The sequence below is a fragment of the Vibrio cholerae ATCC 14035 genome, assembly GCF_000621645.1.
In the GTDB taxonomy this organism is placed as follows: domain Bacteria; phylum Pseudomonadota; class Gammaproteobacteria; order Enterobacterales; family Vibrionaceae; genus Vibrio; species Vibrio cholerae.
Window position 1 is genome coordinate 1 of the sequence record NZ_JHXR01000032.1, and the last position, 20192, is coordinate 20192.

Below are 20192 nucleotides of genomic sequence, written 5' to 3' on the forward strand. Positions count from 1 at the left end.
ACAAACTCTTCATCACCATTGCTGATATCAGAGCAAGCTTAGGCTAGTTATCCACTACCTTTAGCAAACTAACGCCCGCCTAAGGGGCTGGCAACAGAAAAACGCTACTATTACCACAGTTGTTACATAACCAGTAACCCAAGTTAAACGGAATTTAACGGAGAGTAGCTAAATGCGTAAACAAAGCCTTAAACCTGTTGTAGTCACTGCACAGCCTTGTGAGATCATTAACTTTGTAAACCACAGCAAACACTTGTCAATCAAGCAATGTGTGAGGTTACGCCTCTTAGCTGCTCGCCTAGAATTCCATCAAACCTCAATTTAATTTAGGAGATACTAATATATGTTTAAAGTGTTAATTCATGAACGTAGTAAAGACGTTAAAATTCTGCCTGATGGTGGGTTTGATTTAACCGTATTGTTGTTTGGTGTGTTTGTCCCCTTGTGGCGTGGACAATACAAACGTGCATTAAGTTACCTAGCAATTGTTATTTGCACCTTGTTTGTTGCTTGGTTATTTATTCCTTTCTTCTCCAACAAACACTATATCAAGGATTTGTTAGAGAAAGACGGGTATTTATTGGCAGAAGATTATACAGGTATTAAACCTGTAATCCCTGACACCTCCCCACTAATGATCATGCTGAAAGATTTTGTCAGTTGGTTTATGTTTATCCATGTTTTACTTGGTGTTCTTGGTTTATTTATATTAGGGGATTTGTTGTTAGCTGTTACCATAATCGCCCTGTTTGGTTTAGGGTTGGCTTTACGTTACCACCGTGCTTTAGCTAAACACCAAGCTATCACAAAGTATAATGAGGTGAGTAATGCTGCTTGATCAAGATTATATCGACAGTAATTTCCGCAAATACCACGTAAACACAATAAAAAAGTGGTGTTCTGGGGAGTGTAGAGGTTTGACGGAAGAGTTAGCCCTTAATTCTCTTGATGTGCTTTTGCACGTGGAAGATTCCACACTAACAGAAATTGCCGAATCTACAGGGTTAACACTAGAGACAGTTGCAAAGTTAAACGCAAAACTAGTGTTGTCATAGGGTTGGTTTTACAACTAGTTTTTAACAAGTTAGGTTAGTTTGTTTGTGTTATTATGGGGAGGCTTAACGCCTCTCCTTTTTATTAAGCGTGTGTGAATTTATGCCAAAACTTTACATATTTAGACGAGTATCTAGTAAACGCCAAACCAACAAAACAGGTTTAAAGATACAAGTTCGCCCTGAAACTGTAGAGCGTTTATTGTCTGAACATGGTTTATCAGAGGTTGTTGATCTTGGGGCTGAGGTTGCCAGTGCAAGCAAAGGTAAGCATATCGAAGAAGGGAGTATTTTAAAACGCTTTTTAATGAAATGTGAGCGCGGAGAAATTGAACAAGGGTCAATACTCGCTGTTTATTCCCTCGACCGTCTAAGCCGCCTTGAGAAGCTTGGACTGGCTAAGAGTCTAATCTACTTGCCGATTACAAACAACGGCGTGAGTATATTCGGTGAAATAGACAATTTCCTATACAAACCCCACGATGTTTTGAGTGAAATATTATCAAGCTTAGTGTTTGAGCGTGCAGCCGAAGAGAGCCGAGCAAAGAAAAACCGTAACATTGACAGTTTAGCGGCTAACCTCGCACAGTATCAGCGAGATGGACAATACACAACAAAACTGGGTAAATCTCCTAGTTGGATAAATCACAAAACAGGTAAGCTTAACGAAGAGGCTGTATTGTGGCGTGAGGTGATTAATTGTTATACAAGTGGACAATATAAAAACTTATCCGCATTGCATACAGCTATGCAATTGGCAATACCCTACAACACATTGAGCAAGGTTATTAATAACGCTCACAAAACGCTTATAGGGACAAAGGTTATTAAGGGTGTGGAGCTTGCAGAATTTTATGAGCCATTGTTAACACAAGAGGAATACAACCGTTTGTTGATTTATGTCCGACAAATGGGAACTGGTAAAGGTAAAGCTATTGCCACCACTAAAACCGAGAATATCTGGCTATTGAAGGGATTAGGAGAATGTCCTCAATGCGGTAGTTTGTGCGGGAGCTTCAAGAATGGTGCAAGTGTTAAAGATAAGGTGAGGTATAACTACCGATGCAATGCAGCCATAAACAAGCATTGTGATAGTCCCACGTATAACCTAAACCCTATAGAGGCTATCGTAACGCTGTTATCAGCCGACTATTTGCATGAAGTTAGCCAAAGGGAAACCAACACCGAACTAAACGCTAAAATTGAAGCTATGCAGGTAGAGGTTGAACGGTTAGAAACACAATTAGACCAAGCAACACAAGCCTTAAATACCTTTTTCAGCCCTGAGTTGGCACAAGCCATACCAAAATACCGAGAACAACTAGAAACCGCCCAAAACGAACTACAGACACTATTAGCATTAGCTTCTAACCACACACCAATTAATGAAAGCTTATTATCAGCAGAGATTATATTAGACAAAGCTAACCCTGAAAGGGTGAAGCTTGTTAAATTGTTGCAAGGTTGTATTAATCGCGTGATTGTTACACGTAAGAGTGTTAAAAAGGGTGACATACGATTTAACCCAAAGATTTACACAGGCTGCGATTACTCTCTGTTGTGCGTAAGGGTGGAATTTATAGATGGGAATATTAGGGTGTTTGATAGTGTGCTTAGGGACAACCTACGTTTAAATTTAAGTGTTAGCGATGGCACAAGATCAATTGGTTTAGAAAACTTTCATAGATTTAGCCGAAGGTTGAGAGAATACGATTTGATAAAATATTGTGTGATAAATAACCGCAAGCTGAAAATCACGTAAGAAAAAGACCGCCCTATTAAGGCGGTTTCTTTTATGTGTTTAGAAAACCGTAGACAGTAGTTGTCCATGTTCTACCTGTCTTAGGGTTAAGTAGTGTTATTGGTGTCTTAGACGCACCGAACCACTCCCCAACCTCACCACCAAAACCTAGTAATACATAACCCTTTTGGACACAATTCCGCTGAACCAAGATATGATACTGGTTTGGGGAATATTTGTAGCGACCACTGCAGGGACACGGCACTCTCTCATTGCAAACAAGATTACTTTTGGTTGATGTAAAACCATCCGGAAATAACACTTCATCCACACTACAAATAGAACACTCAACCGTGAATACTGCATTACGTCCACTAGTTTGATCGGTGATACCCGTTACTGTTAGTGTGCCGCCCTTGGGTGTATGAAACTGCTCCCCGATAAACTCACGTTGTAATCTCGTAATTTTCATATTTCCTTTCTCTATTCTTCTTTTGTTGTTATTTGTTATTTTGAATCAATCAATTCGATCATTAATTTGAAAGTTTCTGAATTGATAGCTTGCCAAGTAATGCCACTGCCATACGTGTTTGCTTTAGCTGTAGTGGTGGTATAAGCCTTGATAAAATTATGTAGTATGTCGTTGAAAATGCACTTATTTTCTTCTGTTAACCACCGCTTGAAATAATCATGATGCAGTTCGACAAGTTGTTTTATTTCTACAATTGTTTGTGGTGGGATAAGCGAGATTAAACTCATTCGCACTTGATTGCTTTGCCCCACTAAATCCTCTACACGAAAACCCAATGCATCCACAAAGGCGCAAGTAATATCATGGTATTGTAGAGGGAGAAGGAGGCGGTTATATTCGTCATATTCAAAATTAAAAGTTTGCGCTGTCATGTTCATAGTTCCTTATATTATTAAAACTTGGTTGATTTAAATTGACGTGGATCGAATGGTTTGGGAGGTGTATTAGGTGTAGTTGTTGGTTGTTGTCCACCTTCTACAGCCTCCACTGCTTGCACTTTCTTCAGCAATTCCTCTAGATCTGCAACAACCTTGCTCAAGTGTTTCTGTTCATTCAATACAATCTTGATTGCATCGGATTGACCTTTAGTTAATTCGATCTCGCCTTTGCAAGCTTTGATTAGTTGTAACATGATCCCGTCATAGGCTTTATTGATGCGACCTAGTGCCTTATTGCTACCTTTGGCAGCTTCTAGCAGGGTGTCGAGGTGATTGTCCAAGGAGGCTTTGATATTGTCGTTTGATTTATACACTGGATATACATTACTCATTTTTATATGTTCCTTATTATATGATTTCATGGAATTGGTAGAGGCGGTCGGTTTCTTCCGATAAGGTTTTTACAATACTGTTATATGTTGAACGAATTTTAGTAATTCGATTAACACTCAATGTTGTCCCTGTTTCCGCTTTAACGATATTTGCAATTGTGGCTCGTGGGATATTCAAACCACTTAGGCACACTACCAATTTAGTTACATTATTGGTGCGAGTTTCTGACATTAGTGACATACCCAAACCAATAATATCGTTTTGAATCTTACTTAAAATTTTACTGCTCACTTTATATAGTTTTCCTTATGTTGTTTGTTGTTAACTTTACAAGTTAGGGGGTTAACTTTACACCCATAAATTAACCGTCCTATAAGGGCTAGGTGAGGTTTTAGAGATTAGACGGCGTATTATATTGAGGATTATTTAGAGCTTGTTGTGGACGCTTGGAGAAGCGTTATATACCCCCTATACCCTACCCCCTAACTAAAACTGAGGAATTGACGAGTTTAAAGGGGAGTTGTGGATGTATAACAGGAAGATTTCCTACCCTTATATTATCATTATAGCATTTAATGAGAATCATTATCAATAGGTATTAGTAAAAAGGTGATAGTTTTAAGCCAATATTATCAACAAATATCTATCACCTTGTAATTATAACAAGTGATATTGTTTTAACATGGATATTAGGACTACCGCTAAAATTTCAGAAAATTATAAAAAATTTTATAGCAGGTAATAAATTGAGGGCTAAACCATTATGAAACCTAGAGATAATATCCATATGAGGGAGAGGGTGTGAGGTGGGGTAAGGTAAAATTATACAAATTGAGCAAGAGCTGCTAAGCCCACCCACTCCACCCCTTTACACTACTTATACATTTTTCTTGCATATCCATGCACAGGTGTATTTCTCCCCTATCGGGACAATAATTCCACTCATAATCAAAGATTAAATTATGGCGCACTGAGGTGTAATCTCTTACAACCATTGATACATAAGGGTTTGAGTGCGATTACGTGCGCCTATTATGCGTTATTGGTAGATATTAGAACCATTATGTTAAATGAGTGATTTCTAATATATAGGTTAGAGGTGTCTAGTTTGCATTTTCACAAGTTTACTGTCTGCAAAAGGTGGTAAAACCTCATAGATAACTGAGTAAATACTTGCACCAATTTAGTGCAATAAAAAGTAATGTAAGAATCTGCACTTTGAATATGATTCGCTGTAAATCTCCCACTTTTCACAATTCCCATAATTTAACCTAAATATTCGTGACTGAGTGTTGTATGCATACATATTCTTTGCATTTTGCAAATCATAATGATAACTATTTGCATTTTGCAAATATGAGTTTACACTTATGTGCGGCGATGGTGTTTGTGATTTGTTTAGCACCTCTTCTGTATATTATACATAACCTTACCCCCTAACAATCCTCTTTGCATATGTGTGGCATACTCCATATGTGTATATAACAGCTTATATGCTTTTCTATCCTCATTTAAACACGCTCAGAACGTCATTTAACGCATCTTATCACCACCTTAATATGATTGCCTTATGTATCATTAAAACCTCTTAGAATCGCTTACAGGAGCTTACAACGTGTTGTAGGAGCGTTTATAACAAGTTATAAAGTGCTTTTAGATAGATTCCGAGAATATACGGTAACTTACCACCTACCCAATCTCTTATATCTCCACTTATACGTTAGTATTACTGACGTTAGTATTACCCCCAACGCAATAATGCGTTTACCCACACATATTTGTGTATCCCACAATAACGCAACAGAACGCATTTTAAACGTGTTTACACACAACCCAATACATTCGTATGCCTTTGCATACAAAACTCAATACAGAGCGTTACAGAGCGTTTTACACAAGAAATGTGTATCCACACAAGGAATACTCCCACACACAAGAATTGTGTAATCCACACAAATAAAGAATTCCACACAAAGAATATTGTTTGCACAAAAGGGATAACCTTCACAGGTTAGACGAACACAACATACAAGGAGCATAGCGACACAGTAGGTTGTTTAGTGAGTCTTACCTATACACACTCAATAAACGTTAGTTTATGCAACACACAATGTTATAGCGGAGCTATTAAGTATGCACATTAGTTACGTAGTAACAAAGGATGCCCACAAGAGGTGCTTTAGCACTTAGACGAACAAAGTGAGTCTATTATTTGTAAGCGAAGCGCACACACAACCGAAGGGCGTAGGCGTTAGCCGTGAGGTGAGTGTTAACGAACTTATTACTTATAGTTCTCTTGTCTTTAAATCTTTACATGTAAAAACAAAAACAAAGATCTTTAAATCTTTTCTTGTGTGGTTCTTATGCACTTAGGAGCGTAAGCGAGTTAGTGCACACATAAGCGCAAGCGTTGTCACGTAGTGAGCACAGGCGAACGTAGTGTTATAGTTATGTGAGCTTATGCGAACTTAGTGTTATTTGGTTTTAAGCCTCATGGCGTTTGAATGTTTTAGTTTGGACGAAGTCCTTATGAACTAAGCGAAGCGTGTTCTTTATAGTTAGTGGGGTGATTTTCATACCTATAAAGTATGTTTATATGGATGATTTTCAGCCCTATAAGATTCTCTAAGCTTCTATTTATATGGGTGATTTTCATACCTATAAATTCATACAGTAGTACAGTTTACGGACTGCTTCCTACTTTCATCCTCCCGATGCACACGCGGCAATGTGCGCCGAGACGGAATATTTGCAGCCCCAGAAAATCAATCGCTTACCAGATTTGTTTAGCGTAGAGGTGCTAAAAGGCATCACATAATCATATGTTACGTTACATACCTTAACCATCTGACCGCAATTTATTGGTTTGGTGTTTATACGGTGTGCATATTTGCATTGGGGGTTGTTGAACGTTTTTGTTCAAATCATCTCACTGTCCATTGATTGTTGTATATTTTTCATGTTATAATGGTCATAATAACAACAATCATTGAGGAGCCAACCTTATGCAACACAATACCCCATACCTACCACACCAATCTCTACAACTACAATCGCGCCTAATCAAACTTTATCAGAATGTTGGTTTGTTTGTCCCTAAACTCACTTTTTGTTTTAGTGTAGACAATGCAGAAACAGATACTCACTACTATAATGTGTGGTTTTCATCCAACGTTGATGGTGAGTTGATCATCGGTGAATGTAATACATACGAAAAGGCGACTTTAATCGCCCAACAATGGCTTGATAACACAACAGACGAGGATTTACTTCACCTTGTGCAAAGTGTCTTATCTAGAGGCTATACAGACGGATTTAGTGAATGTATCGAAGGTGTTAGACAGGCAGACAAACTCACCAGTAACGAATTGCTTGTTTTAGAATGCCTACGACCTCAACTAGATTTTGAAGAAGGTTCAGAAAGTGGTCAGTATCCTTGGAGCAATACAGACATTAGTGACAAGACAGGCATTCACCGTTCAAACCTTCACCGTGTGCTTAAAAGTTTGGTTAACAAAGGTTTGATTGTAGAAGAAACCGTCAAACGTGATGTATGGGCAAGCTTGAAGAAGTGCGGCCATGTTCAGAAAGATGTATTGGTTTATTACCCTGTTGCTACCCGTGAAGAAGATCTTGAGGTGATGGAAAACTGGCACGAATGGCGAGCTATCCGACAAAAGGAAGCAATGCAGAAGTGGCGAGCGATGTTGTCTAGTTAATAACTGCTAGTTAATAACTGCTAGTTAACGAACACCGCCCAATTCTGGAACAGAACACCCCTAACACCCCCAACACAAAAAGATCCTGAATGCAATAAAAAAGTGTTGAAGTTGTCGGGCGGAACATGCTAATATTAACTTAGTGAGGCGTGAAGCACAAAAAGATGAATAATATTTTCAAAAAAGTTGTGTTTTACTATTTACTATGCTAGTCGAAAACTGCTATAATTAATACATGAGGTAATAAAAGACACCTTTTCACGGTAGTGACATACCCCTGAACAAACTTTCATAACACAATCTAACCTACTCCATACGTGCATTGCTTGCGATGAATCACACGTTGTGGGGTTTTCGTGTATCCGCAGGATAAGGAAACAAAACTATGAAATATGAAATTCCACCATCATTAAATTTGAAAGAACTACCACTAACAACACAGTATCAACTGAACCGCATGTTAAACGGTGAGATTCGCCCGTCAGCAATTCGACGTAATAAAGCTAACTACAAGCTTAAAGGTGATAAAGATAAGGTGTTCGAGAATGGTTTAGCCGTCCGACTATTTAACCTTATTAAAGAATACAACAATGTCGAAAGTGTTGAGAGTGAGGAGGTTTAACAGATTATGAAAATTCAATTAAAACACCCATACGATAAACTAGCGGGCGAGTTAGCAGATCTTACAGGACTAAGCCCCACTCAATTAACTATCCAACTGATGCAAGAGCTACAAATCAAAATTTCTGAAACAAATGCCCAAGAAGAGGCAAAGGAGAATAATAACAATGTCAAAGTTTTACCAAATTAATACAACACTTCTAGAAAGTAATGAAGCTGTAAACAAACAAACAGGTGAGGTTGTCCCACTTTCACCAGAAACAAAGCTTGTATATGCCTATATGCTAAATCAATATCGAATGCATAGAAAATACGGCAACCGTAGATATACTGAATCATGGGATAAAATCTTTACAGTGTGTTGTGATGTGGCTACGCAGAAGCAAAAGAAATTAGCCAAAGAACTTACAACACTAGGCTTGATAGAAGTAATCGGTAACAAAAACGCCTACAAGGTTGTGCATAGTGTTGAATCTATTATGGAAGCTTGGGAACTTACCAATTCAAAACTTAACACCTTCAAAGATCCTACCCAAACAACCAAGCGGAAAGAATCTAAGAAACAACGCCTCAATAAATGGGAAGAAGATAAGCGCAGCAAAGGCGAATGGAAGGATTTTAAAGAACCTCACCTAGAAGAGATGCAAGATTGTAACGGCGCAGAAAGCTACTTTACAGAGCAACCACCTGTAGAAGCTTACGAGCAAGATTACCGCCCTATCGCTGGTGATACCGTTAACTTTGGTGTATTAGCTGATATTGATACTTCTGGCGCACCAACGTCTGATCAGTGGGATTGTCCACCAGAAGATGAACCAGAGTCACCTACCCCTGCAAAGGATGAACCTCAAGAAGTTGTTGAAGTGGTTACGCCGCAAGTGGTGGAGCATGTTACCCCTGTAGTGTGTGGTGATAAAAGTAAACTGTTGAAGTGCTTCCGACCAAACACAGATATTAGTGAAATTGATATAAGCGGAAAAGGGATCGGATTCTTTGCCAAACCTTTACACTTGAAAGAGTGCGATAAAGATACAGCAAGGCAATATCTCAAGGCTATAAAAGCGTACTATTGGGATCAATACAATCCTGATAATGCAACGATAGCTAACATGGTTAGTTGGTTGACTTGTTCAGTATGCAGCAATTTAACTAACGAGCTAGGCTACTGCCTCGATCCTAATTGCTCTAGTAATAACCTCCCCTTCTAAGCTTACCCAATAAATCAACAATTTGAATGCACTACCTTAGTAAGGTTGGTGTGATAACTATTTTACTAATATGAGGAATAAATAATGTCATTTACAAAATCTGAAATCCTAGAAGCCTTGCAAAGTAACCTAGAGATTACAAATATCACCTGCAACACTGCAACATTAAAATTTAAGTATGAAAATACACCTTTTGAAATACTACCCTCTAAAATGTGTATTAAATCTAAGAATAAAGGTTTTGCAGGTAGCTACCGAACATTTAAGAGTTTATCGGAGTTGGTTCAACTAGTCAAATCTTGTGAACGTTTTATCCTTGGTGACGGCCTTGTTGATACAATCCCCGACCTACTTTACAAAGCTAAGGTTAGAGATGCTCAGTTTATCGAAGATTGTTATTACAAAGAGAGTGCCTACTACAAACTAAAACGAGAACTTTCAAACAATTCTGACTACGCTAAGAAAAGTTTTAAGGAGATAAAAGATTCTTGTGACGATTTTAAAAATTGGTGGGATAGAATTGACCTCCCTGACAACTGGGAAGATTTTAAAACATGGTGTGACACTAATAATTGCTCTACACAAATCGCACTAGAGTTAATCTTGAGAAGATTACGTTTTCTTCCTTCAGATTCAGGCGTTAAAGCGGTGAGATTTTGCAATATCTTCTATTGGTATAACGGCACATATCGTAATGCAAAAGGTAAAACCCACTACCAATCTAAAAACTTGTTACATGTGATCAGATTGCAGGATAGTTTCAATCCCTTAGAAGGAGCTAACATTGACGATTATTCACTCTTACCTACAGACAAGGCAACGTTGACGAAAGAAATTGCAATGTTTTTAAGTAATACTGAGTTTTATAAGTTAGATATGCAAGCTTACACTAAAGGTTATAAAGATAGTTATGTCCTTGACACCAAAGCTCTATAAAGCTTGAACCTACAAAGGTTACGCCGCTTAAAACCCCACACAACACGCTCTAACACAAACAAACACACTACCCCATTGATGCAGCGTTAAACGCTTCTACGGCTTTCTACGCTCGTTATTCAGGGGTATATAACAATATAAGGAACTAAATACATGCAACAATTCACAATAGACAGTATCACCCTTGCCGCCATGATTCGCATTTGCACAATCGAAACATTAACGGAAGCGCAGCGCCTTGAACTTATCAAAGCTCACTTACTCAATATTAAAACACCAACCACTGATGAATGGGACGAATTTTAAAATGAAAAAGAGATTACGAATCCGCAAAATTAGACGTAGCCGACTACGTTTTAACTATAAACTATTACAAGGAAATAAATAATGTACCAGATTGAAGACGGACAAGCGTATATTATCGTCAGTAGGGCAGAATTCGACATTTACACCGCTTTAAGTGATGCAGGTAAAAAAGAATATTTTGATGAGTTAACACACAACCGCCCTATCTATAGCTTGATCGAAGATTAAACAACATAACAACAATAAGGAAAGGAAAAATTATGAACATCCAAGACGTGACAGCAGCAATTGATCTTCTAACCATTGCATATGTGTTTATCAAATCGCATCCATATTACACCGAGTTTATGCAATATCTTCTACTAAACCAACAATAATAATAAGGAGAATAATATGAACCCAGATTATGTTAAGCTGAAACTAAAACAAGGCCAGATTGACTCCATTAATAAAAAGATCGCCAAACTAGCCAAGAAAAACACACCAAATGCTGTTGTTAAAAAGCTTACTACCCAATGCTTACAAGGTTTGCTGACATATGATCACGAAGTTAAAGTATTGATGGAGTATGTTGTAGCAAATGCAGATTGTTTTGTGGATGAACAGGTAAAGTGCGCTAAAAAGTATCTAGCAGCTAAAACCGCACCTTATCCTATTCTGTTCTTGATGGACTTTTATAATGCAGGATCAAGTGACGGCTGGAATTATAAAAATGTGCTATTAGGTATTTAACAAACTAAGAGGATTATTAAAATGTACCAAGTGGAATTTAAGACAAAAGAAGGTGCACGTTACACCGTGGTATTCACACAATATGTTTGTGCCATGCCAAATCCCGACACCTTGCATGTTACTAGCGACCGTTTCGATTTTAAAATTACCCGTATTAAAAATGACCGCAGTATTACTCAGGATGTAAATTTCAATTTAAAAATCGACGGTAAGGTTATCCCTGCAACCCAATACGTTGTAAGTGGGCAAAACAGTAAACGCACAAGCAAGCAGACGGATGTAATACTATCGAACTATTACAACTGGGTGGATTTAATTTAAACATTTTCACTTATGACTTGAAAATAGTTGTTGATAATGATTCTCGTTTAATGCTATAATTAATATGTAGGGGAGGATAACCTTACCTACTTTTGATTATATGTTTCTCCTTACATTCATATAATACACCTCTTCAAATTGCGCTGTCACGCAATCTTAGCTAACTGCTATTGCATACCCAATAGTATTCTCCCCTGTTCATAACCATTGTTAGCGTGGTGAGGATTCCTTATGTTTGTTGTTATGTAAATTAATAAAGGTGGTTCCCTTCTTCAACCACTTTTATTTTTACCATAGCATTCAAGTCATAAGTGTAAATTGTAAATTGTGAAAGGTCGATTCGACAGTAAATCGGCCACTTTAAAAACCCTATTACACTAGCAAATGACAGACTGTTAGCTGTAAATATTTTATAACAACAATAAATAATAATAATTACAAGGAAATACGAACATGCCTTACTACAGTAAAAATGCAGAACGTGCCGCTTTAATTGGTTGCACACTACAACAACTTAAAAAACTTAACGTGCAGTTTTTAAATATTAAATATAGATGCGGTCGATTAAAAGGTTATGAAACCTGCCAGTTTAAATTAGGAACCTTTGACGATTTTATTGAATGGATTGCCTCGCAAGGTGGATACAAAACAAGTCCTCACGGTCATGCATACCACGTCAGCCGCATCCGAGATCAAGGTGATTACGAATATTCAAACATCAGATTTTGTAGTCACGCAGAGAATTTAAGAGAGACTGCTCATTTTTGGTTAGTTACCGACATTAAAACCTCACGTCAGGAACTATTTCAAGGAAATTTAACAACCAAGCTAAAAGAATTATTTGATGTGAGTGGCTATGGTGCTTATAAAGCCGCTGAAAGTGGTCGTTTATACAAAGGCCGATTTAAAATTGACAAGTTAAGTATTTAAAAAGAGGAACACATGATAACCATTGAACTTTTAAGCAGTAAGCTTGCAATGCTAAGCCCAACAGAGCGACAAGCATTAAGGCTAATGCTAACCACAAACTTAACTAATAGTGAAATTAACAAAGAGCTAGGCGTTAGTCACAACTATGTTTACTGGCTTAAAAATGAAAGCCCACACGCTGAAACTGTGCAAATGTTTTTACAACTGAATAACAAATTTAAGGAAACAAAAGAATGATTACGATTAATTTAAAACTTGGTAATAGTGAAAGTATTACACGCACATATAGCCAGATTAGTATTGAAGAGTCTCGTATTATCCTTGATACCCCTACCTCAACAGTTAACGAGACAGTATTAAGTTTTGCAAATGGTGTGCTTAGTAGTATTACGGTGACGGAACCGAAGCAAGGGGTTAGCACAATGCCGCAAGCAACCACCCGTAGTGCCGTATATGCGACGATTAGTAACAAGGGGTTGGTGCTTAACTTTACAACATACGCCATATTAAGTGCAATGCTAAGTGGTATTAGTGCGAATGCCGAGATTGTGAAGGGTTTAAAACAAAAACCTGCACAGCAACAGGTTGTTAAAAGCGCTGCACTAGGTAAAGAAACACCGGAACAAACACAACAACGCTTACAACGTGCATTAGCAGCTAAACAAAGCAAACAAGCTAATACTGGTGTTAATAAGCAGCAAATTTACGATGAGTTAAATAAAGCTCGCAACCCTATCAAATCTGGTAAAGAACTAGCCAAAATTGCAAACACTAAACAAACAGAATTGGTTAAGTGTGGTGCAATCATGAAAGGTAATAGCGAATGGGAAGAATTGGTTAAATACCTACAAGGTGGTGATTTTACCTACGATGCATTTGACGCCTTTTCCGATGTTTTAAAAGAGCGTGATTATTCAACATGTCTAACAAAAATTCGTGAATTAGCAAACCGCTTAAACATTGTTAACGGTGTTATTCACCTAATCAAATAAAAGAATTTTGGGAGTGTGGTGTGTGCTCTCAGATGTTTAAGCAATACGCACCAAACATAACAACACAATACAAAATATAAGGAAAAATGAACTATGACTACTACTACCAACATTTTCGACCTAGCCGCTGTAATTGCAGAATACAAAGCAGGTTTCGAGCAATATAAAGCGGACAATAAACAATATAATGCTGATGCATACCGCCGCAAAATCGAAAGTATTAATAGCGATGCCGCACTAACTAATGGTGCTTACCGTGATTTTGCTTATGGTTCTCAACTGTTTGAGGGTGATAAAACCCTAACAGAAATTGCCGAGATGCTTAAAACACGCACCGCACAAACGGAACGAGAAGACGAACAAGGCTTTATTTACCCACACGTTGTTATTCAGTTTGTGTCCCCGATGACAGCTACACAATACTACGGTTTGATTGGGGAGTGTATCAAGCTAGGGTTTGAAGTGTGTCCAGACTGGCGCTTACATGTTGGAACTGGTCGCCAATTTCCCGCATGTCGATTGGTGCGCAAAGCTGAATGGTATAAGCCACATAACGAGAAGCTGATGGAAAGTCGCATTGCAGAAGCTGAAAAACACGAAGCGGAACGCCTGAAAGCTGAATACTTCAACGAACAGCGTGTGCAAGCATATGTGGAACAAGCACAACGTAAGTTTATGGCTGCACAAGCACAACAAGCCGCCATTAGCTTATCAGCCGCTATCTCTCGTGAGTTGTATGCATCAAGTGGTTTGAGTGATGATGACCTTGCAATCGTTAACCAAAGCGATGTATGGGCGTTTAATACCCTAGCCGCACAACTGCAAGAAAAAGACCCTAATGTAATTTCTGCAAGCTTACAATCACTAGGTTACGCAAAAGGTAAGCATAAACTTTCGGACGGTAAACAAGCTACCTTGTGGGTGAAAGATGGTGCAGATGTCACAGCACTAACCCTAGAAAGTAAGTATATTCAATAACTCACATACTTTAGGGGAGATTGCTCCCCTACAATAATAAGATAAAAGGAAATATGAACATGAAAATGACAGCAGAACAATTTAACGAGCGTTTAGCACACATTGTAAAATGTTGGGTGGAGTTTGGTTACGAAGTGGAAACTTGGGAAGAATTTTTGGCCGCTGAATTAAAATGTATGGAGTTTCAAGCAGAATTAGTCGCCGAAGCAGAACAGCGTGTGCAGTATGCTTTAAATTCTTTAAAAACATTACAACTTAAATAAGAGAGGGAAATATGAAATATAGTGACACCATTATTAATAAAACTTTTACAACCGATAAAGGCGATAAAATTGTAAAAGCCGTAACACTACATGCTATTAAACAAGGTATGTTGCAATTTAAATTAGCTCGCGTTTTAGCCCCTGCGATGGGCGGCGTAGTCGATGGTATGGCAAGCAAAGATCGCACCTTAATGTACTCAACAGTGTTTAACCTGATTGCAGCAAAAGCGACAGAAGAGTTGTTTGAGGAACTACAAACTCTACTACTAGGCAGTATTTTAGATAGTAGTGGCGAACCTTTAGAAACTGTTGAACGTATTAACACTTATTTTGCTAATACCAGTATTCACCAATTTGATCTTTTAGTGTGGTTGTTTGAAAAACAACTACTAGAACCCCTCCTTAAATCTTCTGCCTTATCTGGTTTTATGCCAAAACTTAAAACTATTGCAGATAACTTTATGCAGGAAAATAAAGAGGTGGAATAATGACCGACCTTTTCCCTATGCCAACGGTTAGTGTTATTGGGGAATGGTTGGAGGTAATGAGGGGTGATATTGAGGACAATATAGAGCAAATTTTAACGCTATACCTTAAACAATTTCCAAACACCCCTACTCAAGATTTACTCACAAAAACATTCACCTACCTAGATTTTATAACCGATACATTAACAAAACATCAACGATTGTTAACTATGGCAGAAAGTAGGATCGAAGAATTACAAACCCTACTTGCAGCCCCTGATATACCGGAACCTAAACGTGTCGAGCTAGAGAAAACCTTGTATAGTTTGAAACAACAAAAGCAAGGTGGCAAAAAGCAACAAGCTGTTACACGTTGGTTAACTAAGCATGGTGTTGAAGTTAGCGAGATCGAAAATTGGGCTTTATATATTAGTGCTGAAAGTGGTTTAACAGTAAACGATATTTATAATAAACCGTGGGATGCGTTTATAAAGCTTAATAACACTATCGCCGTTCGCACTATGATTAGTGAAGCAATTCAACATGATGCGAGGCATCAACAACAACAACAATAATAATAAGAGTGTAACCTATGAATTTTGTAATAACAAACCGCCAAAACTTTATAAAATTGTGTGTTGGTGTTGTGTGTTATTGGTTTTCTATCGTTACACTCTATTTATATACATTCACCTCATTACAAAACGCCTTTTTCCCCATAACAATATCATTATTAATTCACCTCAAAATATATAGGGTATTACACAAAAAATACCCTTGCATAAAAGAAATTAAAACTAAAGTAATTGTTAAAAAGTATATTGAAGAGGATAACGGGAAGTTAGTCGATTTGAAGGAATGGAAGGAACAAAAAGCCAATGATGAAAACATTAAAAAAGCGGATGATGTTACTAGCAGCACAAACCCTACCCTATTTAAAAGAACTAAGGGAAGATGAGACAGGTAATATTGTAAACGTTGATAATACCCCTAGCCAGTTAAAATACGACATTACAGCTCTTGAGGATGAGTTATATAGAGCATCCATTGCAACTATGCAAAATGATGAAGCTAAAAAGCTAGGGTTTGAATTTAGTGCAAAAGTGGATGAGGTAGCTAAATTACTTATTGCACAGAAAGATAATTTAGATCTACAGGAAGTTATTTTTGATTTTCTTGTGGAATTTCCAGAATACAGCGAGGCGTTTAAATGAGTAATGCAGGTGTAGTAGAGAAATTTGTCTACGAGAATATTATTGACAACCGAAAGGCTGTGCGTGGTATGCGTAAATTTGAAGAGATGACACGCAAATATAGCGCTAAAATTACAAAACTGTTTGAAGATACAGAAAAAAGTAAACAACGTGCAATTAAAAACACAGAGAAAGAAGAAGTAAAAGCCGCTACCAAGAAATTAACAGCAGAGCAAAAAGCCGCTGCACAAGCTGAAAAGTTAAAAGCACAAGAAGCCGCCAAACTTAAAAAGTTTAATGATTGGAAGCTTGCACAATTCCGTAGTGCTGCGTTTGAGCGTTTAAGCTTAGAGCAAAAGATGGAATTGAAACGTGTGTTAAGTGCAAAACGAAGTGAGGAGGAAATCCGCGAGGAATACCGCCAAACCACCGCAATGATGCGTAGAGAAAACCAACGCCGTGCAGCCTATGAACGCAAACAAAGCAAGATTAATAATAGTGGTGTTAAGGGTGGTTTAACAGCAGGTGCAACAGGGGGTGGTATTGTAGCCCTTGCAGGTAATCCGGCAGCTTTAGCGGCAGCCGCTGTTATTGGTGGTGGTGCGATGGCTATAAATAGTGGTAGCCAACAATTCAGGGACACCAAGGAAGGTGCAAACCTAGTAGGCTTGGATTATAACGAGTTCGCCCAATTAGCCAACGGTTTAATAGCTGTAACGGAGACTATCCCAGACGTAAGCACCGCAGCCGACAAAATTAAAGATTTGCTAGACCGTAGCGGCGAAGTTATGGCTGACACCGTGTTCGATAGTGATAAGGGTGAGTTTGATAAGGGAGAAGGTTCGATTTTAGCTAACTTGTTGTTAAAACAGGGTGTTATAACTGGTGATAAAGAATCGTTAAATAACTTTATGAATCAATCCCCTGACAAGTTTATCGATAGTGTTGTCAAAGCAACAGAAGGGCTAGACGCTAAACAACAAGCTTATGTCCTAGAGGCATTTGGTTCTGACTTTTATAACATTGTTCGAGGCATTCAGACTAATAGACAAGGGTTTGAGGCAGGTAAACAAAATGCTGTGCAGTTTAACACTGCAGAAATGACAGCCGCTACAGAGTTTAATAAAAGTGTTGCAAGTATGGTTAGTGCCATTAGTAATGCCGATTTAAACATTTTTAAAAGCTTTACGGAGTTTCTGAGCCCATCGAGTCTTGCAATGTTTGGTAAGCTTGGGGAGTTGTTAAATAGTATCGCTACTCTTTTAGGTTACACATTATCTGGTGCATTAAACTTGTTATCCCCTGCTATTAACCTAGTGTTAGATGGTTTGAATTTATTACTTGGTGGACTAACTAACGTTCAGCGTTATATTACCGAATTAACAAAATATGTAAGCGATGGTTTAACGATAGCTACCGAGTGGATTAAAAACAGTTTGAAGGGAATGTTACACGATATTTTGAACGCATTACCAGATTTTGCTAAAAAGGCGTTAGGTATCTCAACTGTAGAACAAACCCCAACTACACCTACTACCACGACTGCACCAACTACACCAAAACCCTATAATATGACCTCGCCCACAACATACGGCGGCTACAGTGGTTATGGCACACAAAACCCTACAACCACTACAAACCCCACAAACACAACAGCTACTGTTAATCTTGTTGTGGACGGTAACACATTAGCTACGGCGGTAGTTAATTCTGCCGTAGGTCAGGAAGGCGTTAAACAGATTATGCATAGATCGAGACCTTACTAATGCAACTGAATAAACAAGCCTCGAAAGGGGCTTTTAATCAAATCAAAACCCTCACCACTTTGTTAAAACGTAGTGATAAACATGGTTTCGAGGTTGGTGTATTACAGGACAAAAAGCATAGTTCTGGTTTTAGCATTGTGGGTATAGCATGGGTTACACATAGCGGTAGTGGTAACATACCTGCAAGGGCTTGGGTGTATATTAGCAATGCTATGCATAAACAACGGCGTAATAAAGCGTTTAAAGCTGAATTTAAAAAGTTTTTACGTGGTAAGGTTACGCTTAACACTGTTTGCAATGTATTGGGTAATAAATGGGTAGACGATGATAAAAATGTATTAGGTGATCCGTTAATCCTCATGCCCAACTCGCCACAATGGGCAGCACGTAAAGGTAAAAACACTCCCCTTGTGGAAACTGGTGAACTAAGAGACAGCATTGACCACAAAGCTATCTAATATTAAAACCCTGCCTTTTTGGTGGGGTTTATTCATAAGTTATGTGACAAATATCACAATTTTCTGGTGTAATTTACGTGGTAATAGCTTTACTTACCTACGCATTTCCACCAAACTCAAACACAACAACCGTAACCACTACGGCTCATTGGGACTGGAAACGCTACGCGTTGACAGTCCCTCTTGAGGCGTTTGTTAGTTTCGTAGCCCATTGTTTAACAATGACTTTTTTAAAACATTTGTTTGAAGACCATTTTACGCAAATGCATCGAACAAACACACGTCCAACACCAAAAGCTGTGAAGTTAGCTGCCAAAACTCAAAACGGTCAAGGTTAAGTTGGTCATGTTTAGAGTCCACGACAAAGAAAACCAGATCACAGCGATGATGCAGCCTTTGTGAAACCAAATTTGCCGTGTTGAATATCCGACAACATTGAAGCTTAGAAGTTTGTTGGTTCTCAGCGACTTTTAACTATCTGAAATTTCAACACTTTCTACCAAATCAGCATCAGGAAAAACTCAAAAGCCAAATAGTGAGACTTGAACGTTTAAAGCTGATTATTCAGGGCATGAATCTGAACTTTTGATGATTTTTTCTAGATAGAAACTAACGCCCGCCTAAGGGGCTGGCAACGCATAACGCTAAACTCAGTCACAACAACCGTAACCACCGCGACTCATTGGGACTGGAAACGCCACGCGTTGACAGTCCCTCTTGAGGCGTTTGTTATGAGGAAATTTGAAGCGACAAAGAATAAAAGTGCTCGTCACTATCAATAAGCTGATAACCAAGCGATTTGTAAAATCTTACCGCGGCCTCATTTCGGATAAAGCTGGATAACGTCACCCGATTTCTCCCCTCAGCGTCCGCGAGCTTATGGACATAACTCATTATCTTTTCCCCAAACTTTTGGTTCTGAAACTCGGGAAAAACAACAAGTAGATGAACATGAATTACATTGTCATAAGGTTTGAAACACAACATGCCAATTCGCTGACCTCCTTGTTGTACCCAGTAAAACCAACTAGGGTCATAGTCTCTTTTTAGACGTTTACGTTGAAAGTCATCGTCCCAACCAAAAACAGCATCAACGTGTGAATAAATTCCCTGCTTTACAACAGAAAAAAGACTATCGAACTCTTCACTTTCTATTGGTCGTAATTTGATATCCATATTCCTCATAACGCCCGCCTAAGGGGCTGGC

At 38.3% G+C, this 20192-nt stretch carries 27 protein-coding genes; 21 read left to right on the forward strand and 6 right to left on the reverse strand.

Translation table 11 applies throughout. The annotated features are described in order from the left end of the window. Positions 1 to 343: 343 nt before the first annotated feature. Positions 344 to 838 (forward strand): hypothetical protein, encoded by a 495-nt coding sequence (locus T411_RS0114210; protein WP_000477435.1) that lies wholly within the window; start codon positions 344 to 346, stop codon positions 836 to 838. 317 nt (positions 839 to 1155) lie between these two features. Further along, positions 1156 to 2814, forward strand: coding sequence for a recombinase family protein (locus tag T411_RS0114220; protein WP_001125478.1), 1659 nt, complete (start codon positions 1156 to 1158; stop codon positions 2812 to 2814). Between the two features lie 31 nt (positions 2815 to 2845). Here the strand turns inward: T411_RS0114220 and T411_RS1000000121580 are convergent, their stop codons facing one another. Genes T411_RS1000000121580 through T411_RS1000000120310 form a run of 4 tightly spaced genes read right to left on the reverse strand, consistent with a single transcriptional unit; the run spans position 2846 to position 4386 of the window. Next, entirely contained in the window at positions 2846 to 3265 is a 420-nt protein-coding gene (locus T411_RS1000000121580) for a hypothetical protein (RefSeq protein ID WP_032074679.1), read from the reverse strand. Positions 3266 to 3300: 35 nt separating this feature from the next. After that, positions 3301 to 3696 carry a hypothetical protein gene (locus T411_RS0114230; RefSeq protein WP_000126817.1) on the reverse strand — a complete coding sequence of 132 codons (396 nt, stop codon included), beginning with the start codon at positions 3694 to 3696 and terminating at the stop codon, positions 3301 to 3303. Between the two features lie 20 nt (positions 3697 to 3716). Continuing rightward, complete coding sequence (locus T411_RS0114235) at positions 3717 to 4094, reverse strand: hypothetical protein (protein WP_000073388.1); 378 nt, start codon at positions 4092 to 4094, stop codon at positions 3717 to 3719. Positions 4095 to 4110: 16 nt separating this feature from the next. Continuing rightward, positions 4111 to 4386 carry a hypothetical protein gene (locus tag T411_RS1000000120310; RefSeq protein WP_000095573.1) on the reverse strand — a complete coding sequence of 92 codons (276 nt, stop codon included), beginning with the start codon at positions 4384 to 4386 and terminating at the stop codon, positions 4111 to 4113. A gap of 2714 nt (positions 4387 to 7100) precedes the next feature. Between T411_RS1000000120310 and T411_RS0114240 the strand changes: the two genes are divergently transcribed. The 19 genes from T411_RS0114240 (at position 7101) to T411_RS1000000121320 (ending at position 18985) form a co-directional block, all read left to right on the forward strand. Further along, positions 7101 to 7814: a helix-turn-helix transcriptional regulator gene (locus T411_RS0114240; protein ID WP_001164593.1), complete on the forward strand. Its 714-nt coding sequence runs from the start codon at positions 7101 to 7103 to the stop codon at positions 7812 to 7814. Positions 7815 to 8199: 385 nt separating this feature from the next. After that, positions 8200 to 8436 carry a hypothetical protein gene (locus tag T411_RS0114245; RefSeq protein ID WP_000873010.1) on the forward strand — a complete coding sequence of 79 codons (237 nt, stop codon included), beginning with the start codon at positions 8200 to 8202 and terminating at the stop codon, positions 8434 to 8436. 6 nt (positions 8437 to 8442) lie between these two features. Then, positions 8443 to 8625 (forward strand): hypothetical protein, encoded by a 183-nt coding sequence (locus T411_RS0114250; protein ID WP_000701626.1) that lies wholly within the window; start codon positions 8443 to 8445, stop codon positions 8623 to 8625. Further along, complete coding sequence (locus tag T411_RS0114255) at positions 8603 to 9643, forward strand: DUF6945 domain-containing protein (RefSeq protein WP_000033351.1); 1041 nt, start codon at positions 8603 to 8605, stop codon at positions 9641 to 9643. Before T411_RS0114250 ends, T411_RS0114255 begins: the two co-directional genes overlap by 23 nt. An 84-nt stretch (positions 9644 to 9727) precedes the next feature. Next, positions 9728 to 10579 carry a hypothetical protein gene (locus T411_RS0114260; protein WP_000011024.1) on the forward strand — a complete coding sequence of 284 codons (852 nt, stop codon included), beginning with the start codon at positions 9728 to 9730 and terminating at the stop codon, positions 10577 to 10579. 153 nt (positions 10580 to 10732) lie between these two features. Continuing rightward, on the forward strand, positions 10733 to 10885 hold the full coding sequence (locus T411_RS1000000121125) for a hypothetical protein (protein ID WP_001183896.1): 153 nt from the start codon (positions 10733 to 10735) through the stop codon (positions 10883 to 10885). Between the two features lie 81 nt (positions 10886 to 10966). After that, the gene (locus T411_RS1000000121130) at positions 10967 to 11113 is read left to right on the forward strand and encodes a hypothetical protein (RefSeq protein ID WP_000284328.1); all 147 of its coding nucleotides are present in this window, start codon (positions 10967 to 10969) and stop codon (positions 11111 to 11113) included. A gap of 165 nt (positions 11114 to 11278) precedes the next feature. Continuing rightward, positions 11279 to 11617, forward strand: a complete 339-nt coding sequence (locus T411_RS0114280) for a hypothetical protein (protein ID WP_001067607.1) — start codon at positions 11279 to 11281, stop codon at positions 11615 to 11617. A gap of 21 nt (positions 11618 to 11638) precedes the next feature. Next, on the forward strand, positions 11639 to 11938 hold the full coding sequence (locus T411_RS0114285; RefSeq protein ID WP_000285173.1) for a hypothetical protein: 300 nt from the start codon (positions 11639 to 11641) through the stop codon (positions 11936 to 11938). Between the two features lie 453 nt (positions 11939 to 12391). Further along, entirely contained in the window at positions 12392 to 12868 is a 477-nt protein-coding gene (locus tag T411_RS0114290; protein ID WP_001147214.1) for a hypothetical protein, read from the forward strand. A gap of 12 nt (positions 12869 to 12880) precedes the next feature. Next, positions 12881 to 13105 (forward strand): hypothetical protein, encoded by a 225-nt coding sequence (locus T411_RS1000000121135; RefSeq protein WP_000628297.1) that lies wholly within the window; start codon positions 12881 to 12883, stop codon positions 13103 to 13105. Next, positions 13102 to 13860 (forward strand): hypothetical protein, encoded by a 759-nt coding sequence (locus T411_RS0114300; protein ID WP_000628523.1) that lies wholly within the window; start codon positions 13102 to 13104, stop codon positions 13858 to 13860. Before T411_RS1000000121135 ends, T411_RS0114300 begins: the two co-directional genes overlap by 4 nt. Before the next feature lie 93 nt (positions 13861 to 13953). Continuing rightward, on the forward strand, positions 13954 to 14838 hold the full coding sequence (locus tag T411_RS0114305) for a hypothetical protein (RefSeq protein WP_001912195.1): 885 nt from the start codon (positions 13954 to 13956) through the stop codon (positions 14836 to 14838). 59 nt (positions 14839 to 14897) lie between these two features. After that, positions 14898 to 15101, forward strand: coding sequence for a hypothetical protein (locus T411_RS0114310; protein ID WP_000784239.1), 204 nt, complete (start codon positions 14898 to 14900; stop codon positions 15099 to 15101). 11 nt (positions 15102 to 15112) lie between these two features. After that, the gene (locus T411_RS0114315) at positions 15113 to 15589 is read left to right on the forward strand and encodes a phage tail assembly chaperone (RefSeq protein ID WP_000877543.1); all 477 of its coding nucleotides are present in this window, start codon (positions 15113 to 15115) and stop codon (positions 15587 to 15589) included. Next, entirely contained in the window at positions 15589 to 16143 is a 555-nt protein-coding gene (locus T411_RS1000000121315) for a hypothetical protein (RefSeq protein ID WP_000130614.1), read from the forward strand. The genes T411_RS0114315 and T411_RS1000000121315 overlap by 1 nt, the downstream gene beginning before the upstream one ends. 303 nt (positions 16144 to 16446) lie before the next feature. Continuing rightward, a complete protein-coding gene (locus T411_RS1000000121140; protein WP_000978438.1) occupies positions 16447 to 16782 on the forward strand; it encodes a hypothetical protein in 336 nt (111 codons plus the stop codon). Further along, positions 16779 to 18527 carry a hypothetical protein gene (locus T411_RS0114330; protein WP_000063386.1) on the forward strand — a complete coding sequence of 583 codons (1749 nt, stop codon included), beginning with the start codon at positions 16779 to 16781 and terminating at the stop codon, positions 18525 to 18527. The genes T411_RS1000000121140 and T411_RS0114330 overlap by 4 nt, the downstream gene beginning before the upstream one ends. Continuing rightward, positions 18527 to 18985 (forward strand): hypothetical protein, encoded by a 459-nt coding sequence (locus tag T411_RS1000000121320; RefSeq protein WP_001176611.1) that lies wholly within the window; start codon positions 18527 to 18529, stop codon positions 18983 to 18985. Before T411_RS0114330 ends, T411_RS1000000121320 begins: the two co-directional genes overlap by 1 nt. Before the next feature lie 305 nt (positions 18986 to 19290). Here the strand turns inward: T411_RS1000000121320 and T411_RS1000000121585 are convergent, their stop codons facing one another. Both T411_RS1000000121585 and T411_RS0114340 read right to left on the reverse strand, forming a co-directional pair. Next, positions 19291 to 19365 (reverse strand): hypothetical protein, encoded by a 75-nt coding sequence (locus T411_RS1000000121585; protein ID WP_229766510.1) that lies wholly within the window; start codon positions 19363 to 19365, stop codon positions 19291 to 19293. Between the two features lie 349 nt (positions 19366 to 19714). Further along, positions 19715 to 20170, reverse strand: a complete 456-nt coding sequence (locus T411_RS0114340) for a GNAT family N-acetyltransferase (RefSeq protein ID WP_001245327.1) — start codon at positions 20168 to 20170, stop codon at positions 19715 to 19717. Positions 20171 to 20192 lie beyond the last annotated feature (22 nt).

Coding starts and splice junctions, on each gene's coding strand:
- T411_RS0114235 (WP_000073388.1), bottom strand. CDS start 4,094: ATGAGTAATGTATATCCAGTGTATAAATCAAACGACAATATCAAAGCC.
- T411_RS0114230 (WP_000126817.1), bottom strand. CDS start 3,696: ATGACAGCGCAAACTTTTAATTTTGAATATGACGAATATAACCGCCTC.
- T411_RS1000000121125 (WP_001183896.1), top strand. CDS start 10,733: ATGCAACAATTCACAATAGACAGTATCACCCTTGCCGCCATGATTCGC.
- T411_RS0114260 (WP_000011024.1), top strand. CDS start 9,728: ATGTCATTTACAAAATCTGAAATCCTAGAAGCCTTGCAAAGTAACCTA.
- T411_RS0114315 (WP_000877543.1), top strand. CDS start 15,113: ATGAAATATAGTGACACCATTATTAATAAAACTTTTACAACCGATAAA.
- T411_RS0114290 (WP_001147214.1), top strand. CDS start 12,392: ATGCCTTACTACAGTAAAAATGCAGAACGTGCCGCTTTAATTGGTTGC.
- T411_RS0114305 (WP_001912195.1), top strand. CDS start 13,954: ATGACTACTACTACCAACATTTTCGACCTAGCCGCTGTAATTGCAGAA.
- T411_RS0114340 (WP_001245327.1), bottom strand. CDS start 20,170: ATGAGGAATATGGATATCAAATTACGACCAATAGAAAGTGAAGAGTTC.
- T411_RS1000000121580 (WP_032074679.1), bottom strand. CDS start 3,265: ATGAAAATTACGAGATTACAACGTGAGTTTATCGGGGAGCAGTTTCAT.
- T411_RS0114245 (WP_000873010.1), top strand. CDS start 8,200: ATGAAATATGAAATTCCACCATCATTAAATTTGAAAGAACTACCACTA.
- T411_RS1000000121140 (WP_000978438.1), top strand. CDS start 16,447: ATGATGAAAACATTAAAAAAGCGGATGATGTTACTAGCAGCACAAACC.
- T411_RS1000000121135 (WP_000628297.1), top strand. CDS start 12,881: ATGATAACCATTGAACTTTTAAGCAGTAAGCTTGCAATGCTAAGCCCA.
- T411_RS0114255 (WP_000033351.1), top strand. CDS start 8,603: ATGTCAAAGTTTTACCAAATTAATACAACACTTCTAGAAAGTAATGAA.
- T411_RS1000000121315 (WP_000130614.1), top strand. CDS start 15,589: ATGACCGACCTTTTCCCTATGCCAACGGTTAGTGTTATTGGGGAATGG.
- T411_RS0114300 (WP_000628523.1), top strand. CDS start 13,102: ATGATTACGATTAATTTAAAACTTGGTAATAGTGAAAGTATTACACGC.
- T411_RS0114285 (WP_000285173.1), top strand. CDS start 11,639: ATGTACCAAGTGGAATTTAAGACAAAAGAAGGTGCACGTTACACCGTG.
- T411_RS0114220 (WP_001125478.1), top strand. CDS start 1,156: ATGCCAAAACTTTACATATTTAGACGAGTATCTAGTAAACGCCAAACC.
- T411_RS0114330 (WP_000063386.1), top strand. CDS start 16,779: ATGAGTAATGCAGGTGTAGTAGAGAAATTTGTCTACGAGAATATTATT.
- T411_RS0114250 (WP_000701626.1), top strand. CDS start 8,443: ATGAAAATTCAATTAAAACACCCATACGATAAACTAGCGGGCGAGTTA.
- T411_RS0114310 (WP_000784239.1), top strand. CDS start 14,898: ATGAAAATGACAGCAGAACAATTTAACGAGCGTTTAGCACACATTGTA.
- T411_RS0114280 (WP_001067607.1), top strand. CDS start 11,279: ATGAACCCAGATTATGTTAAGCTGAAACTAAAACAAGGCCAGATTGAC.
- T411_RS1000000121320 (WP_001176611.1), top strand. CDS start 18,527: ATGCAACTGAATAAACAAGCCTCGAAAGGGGCTTTTAATCAAATCAAA.
- T411_RS0114210 (WP_000477435.1), top strand. CDS start 344: ATGTTTAAAGTGTTAATTCATGAACGTAGTAAAGACGTTAAAATTCTG.
- T411_RS0114240 (WP_001164593.1), top strand. CDS start 7,101: ATGCAACACAATACCCCATACCTACCACACCAATCTCTACAACTACAA.
- T411_RS1000000121130 (WP_000284328.1), top strand. CDS start 10,967: ATGTACCAGATTGAAGACGGACAAGCGTATATTATCGTCAGTAGGGCA.